We start from the raw sequence: 16,419 nt of genomic DNA on the forward strand, positions 1-16,419 counted from the left end.
TCCGGTCAGGCTCTCATTCGGCGGCGACGGAATCCTGCTCGAACTCTGGCCCCTGCGACGGCGACGGCAACCAGGGACGGTCACGGTCCTGACATCGCCGGCCCATCCAACGACGTCGGCGGGGCCCGGACGAAGCGGAATAGGCTTCAGCGATGACTGGTGTGCTCAGTGGTGCCCGAAGCCCGGTGAACCCCCTTCGCCAGCTCACGCTCGACCAGCTCCGGCAACGGACGAGCCTCAAGTGGCGGGAGTACCCCGACGACGTGCTGCCGCTCTGGGTGGCGGAGATGGACGTGCCGCTGGCCGAGCCGGTCGCGCGGGCGATCACCGACGCCGTCGCGCGCGGCGACACCGGCTACACCTCCGGTACGGCGTACCCGCAGGCGCTGGCGGAGTTCGCCCGGCGTCGGTGGGGTTGGGACGGGCTGGCAGTGGAGCGCACCGCGCTGGTGCCCGACGTCATGCACGGCATCGTCGAGGTGCTGCGGCTGGTCACCGAGCCGGGGGACGCGGTGGTGGTCAACTGCCCGGTCTACCCACCGTTCTACGAGTTCGTGGCGCACGCCGACCGCCGGATCGTGGAGGCGCCGCTCGGCCAGGACCTGCGGATCGACCTCGACACGCTGGAGGACGCGTTCCGGCAGGCTCGGGCCGGTGGGCGGCCGGCGGCGTACCTGCTGTGCAGCCCGCACAACCCGACCGGCGTCCTGCACACCGTGGACGAGTTGACCGCCGTCGCCCGCCTGGCCGAGCGGCACGGGGTGCGGGTGGTCGCCGACGAGATCCACGCGCCGGTGGTGGGTGGGGGAGCGCGCTTCGTGCCGTACCTCTCGGTGCCCGGCGCGGAGAACGGCATGTCACTGATGTCCGCCTCCAAGGGGTGGAACCTGGCCGGTCTGCGCGGTGGTCTCCTGGTCGCCGGCCCGGCGGCGGCCGGTGACCTCGCCCGAGTTCCGTTCGAAGCCAGCGTCAGCACCAGCCACCTTGGCGTGATCGCCCACACCGCCGCCTTCACCGACGGCGGCGAGTGGCTCGACGCCGTGCTGGCCGGCCTGGACGACAACCGTCGTCTGCTCTCCGCGCTGCTCGCCGAGAACCTGCCGGCCATCCGTTACCAGCCCGGTCAGGCCACCTATCTCGCCTGGCTCGACTGCCGTGCCCTCGGTCTCGGCGACGACCCCGCCGCGGTGTTCCTCGACCGGGGCCGGGTGGCGCTCAACTCCGGTCTGGCCTTCGGCACCGGCGGCAGCGGGCATGTCCGGTTGAATCTGGCCACCGCGCCGGAGTTGATCACCGAGGCGGTACGCCGGATGGCCGCCGCGGTCGCCTGAGCAGCCGATCGCCCGGAGGGCGACTCCGCGTGGTCGGACCGGGCCGTGCTCAGCGGCCCGCGGGCATGCTCAACCCGACCTTTCGGGCGGCCGCCGCATGGTCGACCACCGCCACCACCGCAGCACCGACCCGTTGCGCCTCAGCCCGCAGCGCGGAGATCGTCTCTCCGACACCGTGGGCGCTCCGCCTGGTCATCAGTCCGTCGTTCACGGTCGAACCCCCGCTCACCGTGTCGCTGGGCGAATCCATCTCATCCTGCTCGCAACCGGGGCCGGTTCGCGGGGATTTGCCGCCAACCCGCCGTCGGCACCGCGTCCGGCTCCGGTAACACACGCGCTCCGCCGTACGAATAAGGGGTGTGACGGCTACGAGAGGACGGCCTGTGAATGACCCCAGCCCAGCGGAGGGTGACATCTCCGGCATCGGAGTCGACCCGGTGGCCTTCGCGGTCTTCTACCGGCGGCACGTGGAGGCGGTGGGCCGGTTCGTGGCACGGCGGGTCGACGACCCGCACCTCGCCGCCGACCTGACCGCCGACGTGTTCCTCGCGGTGATCGAGTCGGCAGCAGGTTACCGGCCGGACCGGGGCAGCCAGATCGGCTGGCTGTACGGGGTGGCTCGCAACGTCATCGGCGACGAGCGACGGCGGGCGGCCCAACGGCTGCGGGTGACCGGCCGGCTGGCCGGACGACGGGACCTGGGCCCCGACGACATCGCTCGCATCGAGGAGCGCATCGATGCCGAGTCGGCGGCCCGCCGCACCCATCGTGCGCTGAGCGAGCTGCCCGAGGACACCCGGACGCTTGTCGAACTGATCGCCGTGGACGGCCTCACCGTCGCGGACGCGGCGACCGCCCTCGGGATCTCGCCGGTCGCCGCCCGGGTCCGTCTGCATCGTGCCCGTCGCGTCGTCCGCGCCGTGCTCGCCCGCCCAGCCACCACCCTCGCCTGATGGAAGGAGATGACGTCATGAACAAGACCGACCAGTCGTCGCACAATTTCGAGGAGCAGCTCCTCACGGACCTGACCGCACACGTCGCCCGGCGGGCCGACCTGATCTCGGCGGCCCGTCCCGCTGGACGTCGTGCCCGGTTCCTGCACGGTTGGCGCCTCGCCGGGGCGTTCGGCCTGGCAGTCACCCTGACCGCCGGTGCGCTGGCGGTCCAGACGATGAGGGTGGGCGACCAGCCGCCGCCCACGGCCAGCGCCGCGGAGATCTTCCGGAGGGCGGCCGACGCCGCCCGGCAGCAGCCCGAGCTCACTGCCCGACCCGATCAGTACGTCTTCACGGAGCGCCTGGCGACGACGCGGGAGATGCCGGGCAGCGGCCCGTACATCACCATTCGCGTGCAGAGGTGGGAGTCGGCTGGGGGAGTCGCCCACGCGCAGACACGTTACCGACCGGAGGCCGACCCGAACGGGTGGAGCGATCTGAGGGTGCACCGCATGGACGATCCCGGCGATCCCGACAAGGAGCTCGACGCGTTCCCGCCGCCCGCGTACCACGACGATCTGCCCACCGATCCGGACGAGCTGCTTCGACACCTTCGGGAACACCCGGTCGACCTGCATCTTCCCGAGGGTGCCGACGAAGAGGCCGTCTACGGGGACGTGAGCATGGCGTACACCACCGCGCGGTCGATGCTCGACGGTTACGTGCCGCCCCGAGCGCTGGCGGCGCTGTACGAGCTGCTGGCTCGGGAGCCCGGAGCGGTCGTCATCTCGGGCGACGTGGTGGACGCCGCCGGTCGGCACGGGGTGGCGATTCGGATGCCCGGCGTGATCGGTGGCCACGAGGACTTCATCTTCGACCGGGACAGCCACATCTTCCTCGGCAGGCGTGGGTCGGTAGTGCGCAACGGCAAGGAGTCGCTGTACTCGACTGCAGCGTTCATCCGGCTCGCCATAGTGGACCGACCGGGGCAACTGCCCTGACCGGTGCTGGGATCGCCTGTGCACGGCTCACCGCGCCGATCTCCTACCCGGTTGGTAGGCCCTCGCCCAGCCAGGAGAGGTCGCGTAGTGAGCCTTCCAGGTGCGCGATCGCGATGGTCGCGACGGTGTCCACCCCGACCCCGGTGTGGGCGACGATGCGCCGAGCCACACTGATTGCCTCCTGCGGGCTGGTCGCCTCGAACAGCAGTGGCACCAGCGCGCGTACCGCGGCGCACCTGCCGTCGACGTCCTCCAGCAACCGGGGGTGTCGCTCGACGAGCCGGGTGAGGCGGTGGTCGACCACCGTGTCGAGCATGGGCTGCGCCCGTCGCTGAAGGGCCGCCCGCAGCCGGGCCCTGCCGTGCGGGGCGCGCAGCAGGTCCGCCGGGTCGGCGCCGGCGCGGAACTCGGCCGCCAGCAGCGGGCCGGGACAGCGCGCCTGTCGGAGCAGGTGCCACGCGCGGTCCACCGCCGCGCGGCCCGCCGGGTCCGCGTCGAAGGCCGTGACCAGGCCCCGCGCGGCACCGGGCAGCTCCCGCAGGATGGTGGCCTGGGTGTCACTGAGGGTGGTGCCACACGGTGCCAGGGCCACCGCTCCGGTCCGGCCGGACCGGGAGTAGGACAGCCACACCGCGAGGACGTCGGCGGGCCCCTCGACGAGGACCGGAGTCCATCGGGCGGCGATGCGGTCCTGCTGCTCGGCCAGACCGAACAGCAGGTGGCTCTTGCTGTAGATCGCTGTCCGCGGGTTGTTGAGGTACTTCGGAACGTCTCCGGCATGTGGGCCGGCGCGGCCGAGGAATGCCACTGCGTGCCCGGCCGGGTCGCGTACCGGGAACATGACCCGGTCGCGGAACACGTCGATGAGGTGGTCCGGGCCGGTCCGGGTGCGGGTCGACAGGCCGGCGCCGATCAACTCCTCCGGTGTGAAGCCGGCGGCGCGCAGGTGGCCGGTCAGCGCACTCCAGCCCGGCGGGGCGTACCCGACCCGCCACGGCCACTCCCGCTGCACGAGGACACCGAGGCCCCGTTCGGCGAGGTAGGCGCGCGGCGCGTCGGCCTGCGCGAGCTGGGCGCGGTAGTACACCACCGCGGCGTCGACGGCCGCCAGCAGACGCCCGGGCTCAAGCCCGGCGCCGCGTACCGCTGACGTCGGCCGACGGAGTCGGGGTGCGCCCATCGGCTACCTCCGGGATCCACGCTAGCGGCCGCCGGCCCGTCACCGCCAGGATCGGGGGTACGCCCTGAAGTTCAGTACGGGTAGCCGGGAACGTTGAGTCGCACGCTGTAGAGGCCGGAGTCGTTCCGCGGGCCCGAGGTGACGTAGAGGGTCTGCCGGTCGGGGCCGCCGAACGCCACGTTGGTCGTACCGGAGGTGCCGGCCCGGATCGTCCCGAGCTGGGTGCCAGCCGGGGAGTAGACGTGCACCAGGGAGTCCGAGCCCGACGCCCAGTACACGTTGCCCGCGCAGTCGATCGTCGCGCCGTCCGGGCCACCGATGTAGTTCACGAAGACGCTGCGAGCGCCGGTGCTGCCGTCGGGCTGGACGGCGTACTTGTAGATCTTGTTCTCGGAGTAGGCACCCACGTACAGCGCGGTCCCGTCCGGCGAGAGCGCGATGCCGTTGGGTTGGCGCAGCCGGTCGTCCACCAGTGACACCTGGCCGCCGGAGACGCGGAAGACGCTGGTACGCCCACCCATCTGGTCGGCGCGGTTGCCGCGCTGGAAGTTCGGGTCGGTGAAGTAGACAACGCCATCCGAACGGACCGCGACGTCGTTGGGCGAGTTGAACGCCCGGCCCTGGTAGTTCGCCGCGACGGTGCTGCGTGCCCGGTCGCTCAGCCGGTACGCGGACACGCTCCGCTGGTCGTGGGTCGCCGCGACGACCTGCTGGGCGTCGGCGCTGAGCGCCAGGCCGTTGCTGCCCGCGTTGGCGATGAACGTGTCGAAGGTCGCCGGCGGGGTGAACCGACGGATCGTGGACGGCTGGACGTTGTACGGCCCGGTGCCCGCGGCCATGTCGGACATCAAGAGGTAGCCACCGTCGGCGACCCAGACCGGCCCTTCGAGGAACGAGAATCCACCTGGATCCTGGGCGCTGTCACGGAACTGGCCGGCAGCGGCGGGCCGTATCCGGTCCCCGTCGGGCATGCGCCCGCTGGCGTGCCGGGCGGATTGGCGAGCGCGCCACCGGCTGCGGAGTGAGCGCTAACATGAGCGGCACGCAGAGTGTCCGGGGGAGCGGCGGCGGCCCCGCTGGTGAGGGGTGCGGTGCTGAGCGCGAGGCACAGACCGCCCAGCGCGGCGATGGTGGGACGCCAGTTCATCGAAGACTCCTGTCGACGTCGGCGGGCGCGAAGCCCGGCGATCGACGGCGGGCGTGGTCGCGGAGGCGGCACGGCGCGCGCGGGCCGTCAACGTGGGTACGACGCAGCATATGCGACATGCCAGTGACTAACGTCGATGCACGGTCTGTTGTTTTGCCAGATTTCCGGCGCAGTGGTCACTGCCTCAGGCGGTCGTGGACGGTCGCTGTGCCCCGATCCCCACGATGCCGGCGACCAGGAGCACCGCCACCGGCAGGAACGCGCCTCCGATGCCCAACCCGAGCAGCAGCCCCCACGCGGTGATGATCAGCGCGGCCACCACGTCGGCGACCACTGTCAGCCGACCGATCCGCTGCGCGAGCACCGGCAGCGTCGCGGCCACCACTGGCACGCCGAGCAGGTAGCTGGCCGCAGCCCCGGAATCGTCCACGGTGTAGGGAGTCAGCGCGGCGGCCACCAGCACCGTGATCACCAGAGCCGACCACCGGACCACCCGTCGAGCGTCGACCGGCTTGCGGACCAGCACCACGACACCGACGAGCAGGACGCCGACGATCGCCCCGACGGTCACCAGATCGATCATCGTGTCCTCCTCGACCGCAGGTATGGTGCCGCCATGGCATCCCCAGTCTGGGCCGACGGTACGGCCTACGAGGCCTACGTGGGTCGGTGGAGCCGGCTCGTCGCTGTGGAGTTCCTGCGCTGGCTCGACCTGCCGCGCGGACTGCGCTGGCTCGATGTGGGTAGCGGCACCGGCGTGCTGACCTCGACCGTGCTGACGACCGCGCAACCGCGCCAGATCACCGGCGTGGACCCCTCCGAGGGGTTCGTGACGCAGGCCCGCGCCCAGGTCACCGACCCGAGGGCCGACTTCGCGGTCGGCGATGCCCGGGTGCTGCCCCTGCCGGACGACGCCGTCGACGTGGTGGTGAGTGGTCTGGTGCTGAACTTCGTACCCGAACCGGCGCGGGCGGTGGCGGACTTCGCCAGAGTGGCCAACCCCGGTGGGGTGGTGGCCGCGTACGTCTGGGACTACGCCGAGGGAATGGAGATGATGCGGCACTTCTGGGACGCGGCCAGCGCGCTCGACCCCGCCGCTGCTGCCCGGGACGACGGCCGCGGCTTCTCGCTGTGCCGGCCGGATGTGCTCCAGGCGCTGTGGCGCGACGGCGGGCTCACGGACATCTCGGTACGGGCGATCGAGGTGCCGACCGTCTTCGCCAGCTTCGCCGACTACTGGACACCGTTCCTCGGCGGGCAGGGCTCCGCCCCGGCGTACCTAGCCTCGTTGGCGGAGCCCGAGCAGGCCGCCCTGCGGGATCTGCTCGCCGCCCGGCTGCCGCCCGGACCCGACGGGTCGATCCGGCTCACGGCCCGCGCCTGGGCGGTCCGTGGCACCCGGCCGACGACTGGCGCCTCGCCGACGTAGCAGCCCCGTCGGTGACTGGGAGAGGTGGTGCCAGCACCGTCAGCGCAGGTACGCGGACAACCGGTCGGCGAGCTGCTGCGGATGGCTGAACGACACCGCGTGGCAGCCGTCGATCTCATCCGGGGTGACGCCGAGCCGGTCGGCGGCCACCCGGCGCTGGAAGTCCGCCGGAAAGAACTGGTCCTCGCGGGCGATGAGCACCTTCGTCGGCACGTCCGGCCAGGCGTTCAGAGGCCACGGCTCGTTGCCCTCGGCGCTGACCTGGTCCCGGTTGTGCGCCGCAGCCTGCGCGATCAGCTCGGCCGGCACCCCGTTGTAGAACTGCTCCTCCTCGGTGAGCCCTTCCGTGCCGCGATAACCGGTGTTGCCCCACCAGTCCCCGGGCTTTTCACCGGGCTGGGGGATCATCGGTGTGAGCAGGACGATCAGCCGCACCGGCAGCCGGTCGGCGATCAGCGGCGCGGTGAACGCGCCATACGAGTGGCCGACGACCACAAGATCGTGCCGGTCGCCGATCGCGCTGACGACCGTGTCGCAGAACTCGGCGAACCCCGCCGACCTGTCCTCGATCGGCAGCTCCGGCACCACCACGTCGTGGCCGCGGCTGGTCAGCTCGGGGACCACGAGATGCCAGTCCCAGGCGCTGCCCCCGCCGCCGTGGATCAGAACGAAAGTCGCCATGACCCGAAGCCTCGCACCCGGGTACGACATGCGCGTTGGCAAGCGATGGAGCCGCCCAGCGGCGACAATGGCAAGAGTGGCGCCCGCCTTCGTCCTGCACGATCACCGCAAACCACGGCCGCACTTCGACCTGCGGCTCGAGGAGGACGGTGTGCTGCGCTCCTGGGCAGTGCCGCGGGGCCTGCCGGACAGCCCCCGCGACAACCGGCTCGCCATCGCCGTGCCCGACCACCACCTCGATCACCTCACCTACGAGGACGCCGACAAGTCGATCGCCGACATCGGCACCTGGGAGGAGCACGACCGCACCGACCGTCGGATGCTGTTCACGTTGCACGGCCGCACCGGCAGTCGGCGGTACGCGCTGATCCGCACCGGTGAGGGGTGGCTGCTCCACCTGACGAAGGAACAGCCCTCCGACGATCTCGGATAGTTGCCGTCGTCGATCCTCTGGACTTCACGCGCGGGCCGGGCGGTGCCGTCGGATCACCGCATCGCCTCTGCGAGGTCGGTGGCGGTGTCGAACGCGGACGCTGCCCGCGCGGTCTCGTCCGCGGTGAGCACGACACGATCGACCCGGCTCAGCATCTCCGTCGCGGTCTCCTGGTCGTGCAGCACCATCGCCAGTTCGGCGCGGTAGACGAGAACCTCCACCTGTGCGACCGGGTCGTCGTCGGCCTGCGGCCGGGCCAGCGCGCTGTCGAGGATCCGGACGGCCTGGTGGACGTCGCCCCTGGAGTCGGCCTGCACGACGGCGTTCGCCAGGGCTTTGGCGAGTCGTCCGTCGGGCGTCGTGGCTGGCGCGGGCGTCGTGGTGGCGTTCTGTACGACGCGGATCCAGTTGCCGCCCGGGTCGATGACGCTGAACCCGCTCAGACCGTCGTAGTTCTTCCGCGCCCGGGGCCGCGTCATCCGTGGCATGCCGGACACCAGCACCTTGCCGTACGCGGCCCGCATGCCCGCCGCGAACGCCCGGTGCAGTTCCCCGACATCTGAGGTGAGGACGAGGCAGGAGCCGTAGGACTGTTCCGGGTCGAACCCGGTCATCTCGAAGAAGTGCAGATGCAGATCCTCGCGCCGCAACGCCACGTACGGGCTGGGCTTGCGTTGTTGGTGCGTGGAGTGGAATCCGAGAGCCGCGTAGAAGGTGACGATGTCGTCGATGGACGCACAGGGCAGCAGGGGAACGGTCACCTCGTTGGTCATGGCCTATTCCTAGGCGTCGCGGAGGGCCTGTCGCACATGGAAATAACCGATCGTCGTCTTCAGCGGTCCGATCGGGTGATGCGGCCGATGCGTCGCTGCGGCAGCGCCCTCCGGCGATCAGCACTCCGGCAGAAGCCTCGTCACCGCATAATCAGGGCGTGCGGTCCAAGAGCGACAATCCTCGTCTGGTGCGTCAACCCGGTCGGTTGATCTCCTTCAGCGACGCTGTGTTCGCCATCGCCGTGACGCTTCTCGTGCTGGAGATCCAACCCCCGCAGGACTTCGGGCATCTCCTGCGGGGCCTCGGCGCGCTGTGGCCGTCGTACCTGGCGTACGCGCTGAGCTTCCTGCTCATCGGGCAGGTGTGGGTCAACCACCACGTCATGTTCGACCGGGTCCGGCACGTCGACCGGGAGGTCCTGTTCCTCAACACCCTGCTGTTGATGGTCATCGCCTTCCTGCCGTTCTCCACGTCGTTGCTCGCCGACGCGTTGCGCGCGGAACAGGGTCTGCGCGTCGCGGTCGTCGTCTACGGCGCCACACTGTGGACGGCGGCGGCCCTGTTCAACGTCATTTGGGCCCATCTCCGCCGCGCCAGACTGCTGGACCCCGACCTGGGCCCCTTCGGTATCCGGGCCATCGGCCGTAGGTTCGCGCTCGCGTTGGTCTGGATCGGCTCCGGCATCCTCGTCGGCGCGTTCGTGCCGATCGCGGGCGTCGTCATCATCGCCGGCTTCCTGCCCGCCTACTACCTCCCCATCCGCGGCGAGTACGGCGAGGACACGGCCACCGAGCGGCCCGGCTAGCCCCCCACGACCCCCGACGTTCGCGGATCGCCGGACCGTTGGGTGTCCCGGTGTGGACGCGGTCGGCTTCGGGTTAGCCTGCTGTCGTGGCGGGAGCTGAACTGGATGAGTTGATCGTCGCGGACGGCGACGGGCTGCGGGCGTGGTTGTTGGCCAACCACGCCACGTCACCGGGTGTCTGGCTCGCACTGGCCAGGAAGGGCGGCACCGTCACCACGCTGACCTGGCAACAGGCGGTTGACGAGGGGCTGTGCTTCGGCTGGATCGACGGGCAGGCCCGTAAGCGGGATCAGGAGAGCTCCTGGATCCGGTTCACCCCACGCAGGCCCCGCAGCTCGTGGTCGCAGCGCAACGTCGCCAACGTGGCTCGGCTGGAGGAGCAGGGTCGGATGCTGCCTCCGGGCCGCGCCGCGGTGGACGCCGCGAAGGCGGACGGGCGGTGGGCGGCCGCCTACGCTCCACCCTCGGAGGCCGAGGTGCCGGCCGACCTTCTCGCCGCGATCGCCGCCGACCCCGCTGCCCAGGCCATGCTCGACGTCCTCACCAAGGCCAATCGATTCGCTCTCATCCACCGCGTCAACGGCGTCAAGCGGGCTGAGACGCGGGAGCGGAAGATCCGCGAATTCGTCGCGATGCTGGCCCGCCACGAGACGTTCTATCCGCAGAAGGCCAGACCAGCGGATCCGCCGCCATCGGCATAGCGCATCCGTCCGAGGGCGGCGGCAGAGGCGCAACGGCTGTACCAAATGACTGGTGGGCCGACGACGGGGATCCGCCGTGTCAGGAGTTAGGGGTGGGCCGACGCCGGCCGGGTCCGTAGATTCAGCTTCGGTTGCGTTTGTGCGGCCGCGAGGGGGCTGGCCATGCTGTTGCCGTCGTTGTCCGGAGATGTGCCCGATCGTGCGGACGCCGTACGCGTCGACGGCGACGCCATCTCCCGGGAGGCGTTGCGGGCCGCTGCGGGCGCGGTGGCCGCCGACATCGCCGGGGCCGGGACGGTGGCGGTGCTCGCCACCCCGAGCGTGGCAACGGTCGCCGCCATCGTCGGTGGCCTGTTGTCCGGGGTGGCGGTGGTTCCGGTGCCGCCGGACACCGGCGCGGCCGAACTCGCCCACGTGCTCACCGACTCGGGGGCCCAGCTGCTGCTGGCCGGTGAACCGGACGCGCCGGTGCTGGCGGACTGTCCGATACCCGTGGTGCCGGTCGACCCGGGCCGGCGTGGTGAGGTGCCGACGAGCGGCCCCGCCCCGTCCACGACCGGGTTGATCCTCTACACCAGTGGCACCACCGGCCCGCCGAAGGGCGTGCTGTTGAGTCACGCGGCGATCCGGGCCGGTATCGACGCGGTCGCGCACGCCTGGGACTGGACCCACGAGGACGTCCTCGTGCAGGGTCTGCCGCTCTATCACGTACACGGTCTCATCCTGGGTCTGCTGGGGCCGCTGCGCGTCGGCTCGCCGCTGGTGCACACGCGGCGGCCGACCCCGGGCCGGTACGCGGCCGCCGGCGGTTCGCTGTACTTCGGGGTGCCCACGGTGTGGAGCCGGATCTGTGCCGAGCCGACGGCCGCCCGCGCGCTGTCCGCGGCCCGGCTGCTGGTTTCCGGCAGCGCGCCACTACCCGCGCCGGTCTTCGCCGAGCTGGAGAGGCTGACCGGGCACCGGCCCGTCGAGCGGTACGGCATGACCGAAACCCTGATAACGCTCAGTACGCGCGCCGACGGCCCTCGTCGAGTCGGGTCGGTCGGCCGTCCGGTACGCGGGGTGCAGGCCCGGCTCGTGGACGACGCGGGTGCGCCGGTGCCGGCCGACGGGCAGACCTTCGGGGCGTTGCAGATCCGTGGCGAGACGCTTTTCGACGGCTACCTGCACCTGCCCGACAAGACCGCTGAGACGTTCACCGCCGACGGTTGGTTCCGCACGGGCGACGTGGCGACGGTCAGCGAGGCGGGGGAATACCGCATCGTCGGGCGGGCCAGCGCCGACATCATCAAGAGCGGCGGATATCGGATCGGTGCCGGTGAGATCGAGGACTGCCTGCTCACCCATCCGCAGGTGCGCGAGGTGGCGGTGGTCGGCGCCCCGCACGACGACCTGGGCCAGGAGGTGGTGGCGTTCATCGTCGGCGAGCGGTCACTGGCAGCTCGTACGCTGGTGACCTATGTGGAAAAGCGGCTGGCCCGGCACAAAAGGCCGCGCCGTGTCCACCTGGTGGAATCGTTACCGCGTAACGCCCTCGGCAAGGTGCAAAAGACAACTTTACTGTCGCTGATGGAATCGGGGACGTTGCCGGGCGGTAACTGACACCTGGCATTTCGATGACCTGCCTGGCCGAAAGGTCGAGTTCGGCTGGGACCTTCGGTCAGCTAACCGGCTCTCATATTTTCGACCCGTGGTGACTGCTCGTAGTCTCTAGGCGAACACGGGGGGTGAGTCGTGTATCTAGATGTCTCTATCTCCAGGCCGGACTCGCTACGGTTGCAGGGCTGGATCCCCAGCCGACCGAAAGTACGGCACCGAGCGACTCCGACGTCGCGTCACCGCGAGGGAGGTGCTCGTGGAGGTACGGGTTCTGGGGCCGCTTGAGGTTCTGATCGACGGCAGTCGGTTGGACCTGGGCGGACACCGGCAGCAGATCGTGTTCGCCAGCCTGGCGCTGGAGGCCAACCGGGTCGTCCCGGTGGGGCGCCTGATGGAGGCCATCTACGGCGATGACCTGCCCAGCACCTCGCGGGCCCAGGTGCAGATCTGCGTCTCGGCGCTCCGACGCCTGTTCAACACCCACGACCATCCGGACACCATCGTCACCCGGTCCCAGGGCTATCTGCTCCGGGTCACCGATGGCGACCTGGACCTCGACCGGTTCGTCAGTCTCGTCGAGGGCGGTCGCCGGGCCCGTTCCAGCCAGAACTTCGACGAGGCGGTCCGACACAGTCGCGCCGCCCTTGCTCTGTGGCGTGGCCGTGCCCTCTACGGGCTGGAAAGCCGGCTGGTCCAGTCCGCGGCCAACCGCCTCGACGAGCGGCGGATCAACCTCCACGAGGACTGCGTCGAACTCGAACTCGAACTCGGCCGGCACCGCGACCTCATCCCCGAGCTCTCCGACCTGGTCGAACAGCACCCGCTGCGCGAACGGCTCCGTGGCCAGCTGATGCTCGCCCTGTACCGATCCGGCCGTCAGGCCGAAGCTCTCGGCGTCTACCGGCAGGCCCGCCGCACCATGATCGACGAGTTGGGCCTCGAACCGAACCAGTGGCTTCAGCAACTGGAACACGCCATCCTCACCTCCGACGAGGAACTCGCCGCACCGGTCTCACCCGCGCCCGCCCCGCCTTCGGCCCTCCCACCAGCGCCGATCTCACCCGCGCCGCTGCTGCCCGTGCCGGTCCCGCCGGCGCTGGTCGTCGCACCGGTGGACGACCTTCCCCTCGGCGCGATCACTCCGCCGGTGATCGTCACTCCCACCGAGCCGGTCGTCCCGGTCACCGTGCCCTGCCTGCTACCCACGGACATCGCCGACTTCACCGGCCGGTCCAAGCAGATCGACGTGATCGAGCAGCAGCTGTTGATGGCCGCCGAGAGCCCGACGCAGTTCGCGGTGCCGATCGTGGTGGCAGCCGGTAAACCGGGCATCGGCAAGACCACCCTCGCCGTGCACGTGGCGCACCGGGCCGCGGCGCGGTATCCGGACGGCCAGTTGTTCGCCGACATGCACGGCCGCAGCCCACAGCGCGTCGGCCCGATGCAGGTGCTGGAACGCTTCCTGCGGACCCTCGGCGTCCCCGGGACCGCGATGCCCGAAGTGCTGGAGGAGCGCGCCGAGCTCTACCGTGACCTGCTCTCCGACCGCCGGATGCTGATCGTGCTGGACAACGTGGCCGGTGAGAGCCAGGTGCTGCCGTTGCTGCCCGGCACCCCCCATTCGGCGGTGCTGGTCACCAGCCGCAGCCGCCTGGCCGGGCTGCCGGGCGCTATCCACCTCGACGTCGACGTCTTCGACGAGGAGCACTCGCTGGAACTCCTGGCGCACGTCGCCGGACGGGAACGGATCGACCAGGAGCCCGCCGCGGCCGCGCAACTGGCCTACCTGTGCGGGAACCTGCCCCTGGCGCTGCGGATCGCGGGCGCCCGACTCTCCGCCCGCCAGCACTGGACCGTCGAGCACCTGGTCGAGCGGCTCGACAACGAGGCGCGGCGGCTGGACGAGCTGAAGCACAGCGGGATGGGGATCAGGGCCAGCATCTCGCTCACCTACGACAGCCTCACCGAGGAGGCCCGCCGGCTCTTCCGTCGACTCGCGGTCCTCGACGTCCCGTCGTTCTCCGGGTGGGTCAGTGCCGCACTGCTGGACGAGCCCGTGATGGACGCCCAGGACCTGCTGGACGACCTCGCCGAGGCGCAACTGGTGGAGAGCACCAGCATGGGGCCGGGGCAGGTCCCGCAGTACCGGTTCCACGACCTGATCCGGGTCTTCGCCCGCGAACGCCTCGCCGCCGAGGAGACCGTCGCCGACCGCAACGCCGCCCTGTGCCGGGTGCTCGGTGCCCTGCTGTTCCTCGCCGAGGCCGCCCACTGCGGCCTGCACGGCGGCGCCTACTTCGTCCTCAACAGCGACGCCCCGCGCTGGCCGTTGCCGGACCGGCTCACCGGCCAGCTGGTCACCCATCCCCTGAACTGGTTCGAACGGGAGCGGCACTCGCTGGTCGCCGGTGTGCGTCAGGCCGCGCAGGCCGGCTTCACCGATCTGTGCTGGACGCTCGCCCACACCGCGGTGACCCTCTTCGAGCCGCGCATCTACCTCAACGACTGGCGGGAGACCCACCGCGTCGCGCTCGCCGCCAGCCTGGCGGCGGGTGACAGCCGTGGACAGGCCGCCATGCTCTACTCCAACGGTTCACTGTGCCTCGCCGAGCAGCGGTTCGACGAGGCGCGCCGCGACCTGGAAGCCGCCGGGGCCATCTTCCGTGGGCTCGGCGACGAGCAGGGGCTGGCGCTGGTCACCCGCAACATCGCGTTCGCCGACCGGATCCGGGGCGACCTGCCGGCCGCCACCACCCGCTACGAGCACGCGCTGGCGAGCTTCCGGCGCAGCGGCGACCTGGGCGCGGCCGCCTACGTGCTGCACAGCCTGGCGCAGGTGCACACGGAGAGCGGCAATCCGCACGAGGCGCTGAGCATCCTGCCGGAGGCGCTGGCGTTGAGCCGCAGCGCCCGCAGCCGTCGCGTGGAGGCACAGGTGCTGCACCGGATGGGAGACACCTACCTCAACACCGGGGATCCTCTCGCGGCGGCGAGCGCGTTCGCCGAGGCGCTGGCGGTCGTCCAGGACATCGGTGACCCGGTCGGTGAGGCGTACGCACTGCACGGGATGGGCGTGGCGCACATGACGGCCGGTGATCTGGTCGCTGCGGAAACCGCGCTGCACAGCGCGCTGAGCCTGGCGAGCACGGCCGGCGAGCGACTCATCGAGGCGCGGGTGTCGCTGGCTCTCGGCGAGCTGGCGCTCGAACGCGGCTACGCGACGCAGGCGGTGGTGCACCTGCACCGCGCACTGGGACTGTTCCGAGGCATCCGCGCGCCGAAGTTCGAGCAGCGGGTGTTGACCAAGCTGACCGAGGCGTACGTGGCGGCCGGCGGCCGGGACCACCCGGCGTCCGTGGCGGCCGAACCGGTGCGAGACAACGTGGTTCCGCTGGTGCGTCAACCTCGGCCGCAACGGCCGGATCGCACGGGCAGCGGTTCCTCGGTGGTGCAGGGTATTCGTCAGGGCTGAAACTCGGGGTGCTACCGGCCGGCTCGTCAGCCGTACCGGGCCCCCTCGGGACGTGCGCCCGGTGGCCGTTGATCAGATGGCCCGCCGGAACCCCACGCGGTGACGATCAGCCCCAGGGCTGGCTGGGGGAAGGGGTCGTGCTCGGCGTGGGGGTGGCCGCCGGGGCCGGGGCGGTGGCGCCGTCGGCCTGTGCGGCGGTCGCTCCGAACAGCCCGACCGTGATGGCGGCGGCGACGACGGCGAGGGCGATACGGGCCTTGACGGTGATCGAGACGTTGTTGCGCATGGCGATGTTCCTCCAGCTGAGGGGGGATTTCGTTCCGCCGTGTTCGGCGATGTCACCAACGTAGGAACGAGCCCCATCACCGCGTTATCTGTTCACCTGCCAACCCCTATCACCGCTATCGGATAGCGGCGGATAGCCGGCGATAGAACGGCGAAGGCCATCCGATAGCCAGCCGGCGCACAGTTCTGCCCAAGGCCGGGAATCCGGCAACCAACCGTCGCCCGTTCGCACTGCGGGCACGAGCGACGGGACTGACTGGCAGGTGAAAACGACATGAGTGTTTCGGCGCAAGCTTTGGACGGTGTGTTCGGCCGCCCCGCGGCGGGCATCCGGGCGCGACTCGAACGCGCCTCTGACGGCGGCTGGAAGCCGGTCGCCGACGCGGAGTCCGACCCCGACGGCCACATCGACGACTGGGCGGCAGAGCTTCTGGAGAGGGGCCCCTACCGGATCGTCTTCGACAGCGACCACTACTTCTCCGGCCTCGGCGTCAGCGCCGCCTACCCGGAGATCGCGGTCACCTTCCGCGTCCAGGACGAGTCCGACACCTGCCAGGTCCAGGTGCTCCTCACTCCCTACTCGTACTCGATGTACTTCGGCACCCGGGGATGAGTCAGGTGGCGCCCGGGCCGCGAGTCCCGGCTC

At 70.8% G+C, this 16,419-nt stretch carries 17 protein-coding genes; 10 read left to right on the forward strand and 7 right to left on the reverse strand.

From position 1 onward, the window contains the following. Nucleotides 1–152: 152 nt before the first annotated feature. Nucleotides 153–1,331, forward strand: coding sequence for a MalY/PatB family protein (locus AC3CF1_RS32490; protein ID WP_355161740.1), 1,179 nt, complete (start codon nt 153–155; stop codon nt 1,329–1,331). Nucleotides 1,332–1,380: 49 nt separating this feature from the next. Here AC3CF1_RS32490 and AC3CF1_RS32495 read toward each other — a convergent pair whose 3' ends face one another. Further along, nucleotides 1,381–1,527: a DUF302 domain-containing protein gene (locus AC3CF1_RS32495; protein WP_158240899.1), complete on the reverse strand. Its 147-nt coding sequence runs from the start codon at nt 1,525–1,527 to the stop codon at nt 1,381–1,383. Between the two features lie 187 nt (nt 1,528–1,714). On the opposite strand from AC3CF1_RS32495, the gene AC3CF1_RS32500 reads away from it, so the two are divergent. Together AC3CF1_RS32500 and AC3CF1_RS32505 are read left to right on the forward strand one after the other, a co-directional pair. Further along, on the forward strand, nt 1,715–2,284 hold the full coding sequence (locus AC3CF1_RS32500; protein ID WP_355161741.1) for an RNA polymerase sigma factor: 570 nt from the start codon (nt 1,715–1,717) through the stop codon (nt 2,282–2,284). A gap of 17 nt (nt 2,285–2,301) precedes the next feature. Further along, nucleotides 2,302–3,267: a CU044_5270 family protein gene (locus tag AC3CF1_RS32505; protein ID WP_488452007.1), complete on the forward strand. Its 966-nt coding sequence runs from the start codon at nt 2,302–2,304 to the stop codon at nt 3,265–3,267. Between the two features lie 43 nt (nt 3,268–3,310). Here AC3CF1_RS32505 and AC3CF1_RS32510 read toward each other — a convergent pair whose 3' ends face one another. From AC3CF1_RS32510 to AC3CF1_RS32520, 3 genes are all read right to left on the reverse strand, one after another. Beyond that, entirely contained in the window at nt 3,311–4,447 is a 1,137-nt protein-coding gene (locus tag AC3CF1_RS32510; protein WP_488452008.1) for a toprim domain-containing protein, read from the reverse strand. A gap of 71 nt (nt 4,448–4,518) precedes the next feature. Further along, nucleotides 4,519–5,295: an SMP-30/gluconolactonase/LRE family protein gene (locus AC3CF1_RS32515; RefSeq protein ID WP_488452009.1), complete on the reverse strand. Its 777-nt coding sequence runs from the start codon at nt 5,293–5,295 to the stop codon at nt 4,519–4,521. A gap of 483 nt (nt 5,296–5,778) precedes the next feature. Further along, nucleotides 5,779–6,177 (reverse strand): hypothetical protein, encoded by a 399-nt coding sequence (locus AC3CF1_RS32520; protein ID WP_488452010.1) that lies wholly within the window; start codon nt 6,175–6,177, stop codon nt 5,779–5,781. A 33-nt stretch (nt 6,178–6,210) separates the two neighbouring features. On the opposite strand from AC3CF1_RS32520, the gene AC3CF1_RS32525 reads away from it, so the two are divergent. After that, a complete protein-coding gene (locus AC3CF1_RS32525) occupies nt 6,211–7,023 on the forward strand; it encodes a class I SAM-dependent methyltransferase (RefSeq protein WP_488452011.1) in 813 nt (270 codons plus the stop codon). Nucleotides 7,024–7,062: 39 nt separating this feature from the next. Here the strand turns inward: AC3CF1_RS32525 and AC3CF1_RS32530 are convergent, their stop codons facing one another. Further along, the gene (locus AC3CF1_RS32530) at nt 7,063–7,704 is read right to left on the reverse strand and encodes an alpha/beta fold hydrolase (RefSeq protein WP_488452012.1); all 642 of its coding nucleotides are present in this window, start codon (nt 7,702–7,704) and stop codon (nt 7,063–7,065) included. A 67-nt stretch (nt 7,705–7,771) separates the two neighbouring features. Here AC3CF1_RS32530 and AC3CF1_RS32535 point away from each other — a divergent pair, with 67 nt between their 5' ends. Further along, the gene (locus AC3CF1_RS32535) at nt 7,772–8,137 is read left to right on the forward strand and encodes a DNA polymerase ligase N-terminal domain-containing protein (protein ID WP_488452013.1); all 366 of its coding nucleotides are present in this window, start codon (nt 7,772–7,774) and stop codon (nt 8,135–8,137) included. A gap of 53 nt (nt 8,138–8,190) precedes the next feature. Here AC3CF1_RS32535 and AC3CF1_RS32540 read toward each other — a convergent pair whose 3' ends face one another. Continuing rightward, nucleotides 8,191–8,910 carry a VOC family protein gene (locus tag AC3CF1_RS32540; protein WP_488452014.1) on the reverse strand — a complete coding sequence of 240 codons (720 nt, stop codon included), beginning with the start codon at nt 8,908–8,910 and terminating at the stop codon, nt 8,191–8,193. Between the two features lie 158 nt (nt 8,911–9,068). Between AC3CF1_RS32540 and AC3CF1_RS32545 the strand changes: the two genes are divergently transcribed. The 4 genes from AC3CF1_RS32545 to AC3CF1_RS32560 all read left to right on the forward strand — a co-directional run bounded on the left by AC3CF1_RS32545 (nt 9,069) and on the right by AC3CF1_RS32560 (nt 15,488). Then, a complete protein-coding gene (locus AC3CF1_RS32545) occupies nt 9,069–9,716 on the forward strand; it encodes a TMEM175 family protein (RefSeq protein WP_488452015.1) in 648 nt (215 codons plus the stop codon). Between the two features lie 86 nt (nt 9,717–9,802). Further along, nucleotides 9,803–10,417 (forward strand): YdeI/OmpD-associated family protein, encoded by a 615-nt coding sequence (locus AC3CF1_RS32550; RefSeq protein WP_488452016.1) that lies wholly within the window; start codon nt 9,803–9,805, stop codon nt 10,415–10,417. A gap of 162 nt (nt 10,418–10,579) precedes the next feature. Further along, nucleotides 10,580–12,019 carry an AMP-binding protein gene (locus tag AC3CF1_RS32555; protein WP_488452017.1) on the forward strand — a complete coding sequence of 480 codons (1,440 nt, stop codon included), beginning with the start codon at nt 10,580–10,582 and terminating at the stop codon, nt 12,017–12,019. 253 nt (nt 12,020–12,272) lie between these two features. Continuing rightward, nucleotides 12,273–15,488 (forward strand): AfsR/SARP family transcriptional regulator, encoded by a 3,216-nt coding sequence (locus AC3CF1_RS32560; RefSeq protein WP_354982789.1) that lies wholly within the window; start codon nt 12,273–12,275, stop codon nt 15,486–15,488. Nucleotides 15,489–15,594: 106 nt separating this feature from the next. Here AC3CF1_RS32560 and AC3CF1_RS32565 read toward each other — a convergent pair whose 3' ends face one another. After that, complete coding sequence (locus AC3CF1_RS32565) at nt 15,595–15,774, reverse strand: hypothetical protein (protein ID WP_088947704.1); 180 nt, start codon at nt 15,772–15,774, stop codon at nt 15,595–15,597. A 273-nt stretch (nt 15,775–16,047) separates the two neighbouring features. Here AC3CF1_RS32565 and AC3CF1_RS32570 point away from each other — a divergent pair, with 273 nt between their 5' ends. After that, nucleotides 16,048–16,386 carry a hydroxyisourate hydrolase gene (locus AC3CF1_RS32570; RefSeq protein ID WP_099857337.1) on the forward strand — a complete coding sequence of 113 codons (339 nt, stop codon included), beginning with the start codon at nt 16,048–16,050 and terminating at the stop codon, nt 16,384–16,386. Nucleotides 16,387–16,419 lie beyond the last annotated feature (33 nt).

The organism is Micromonospora sp. MGP-C2 (assembly GCF_057766525.1).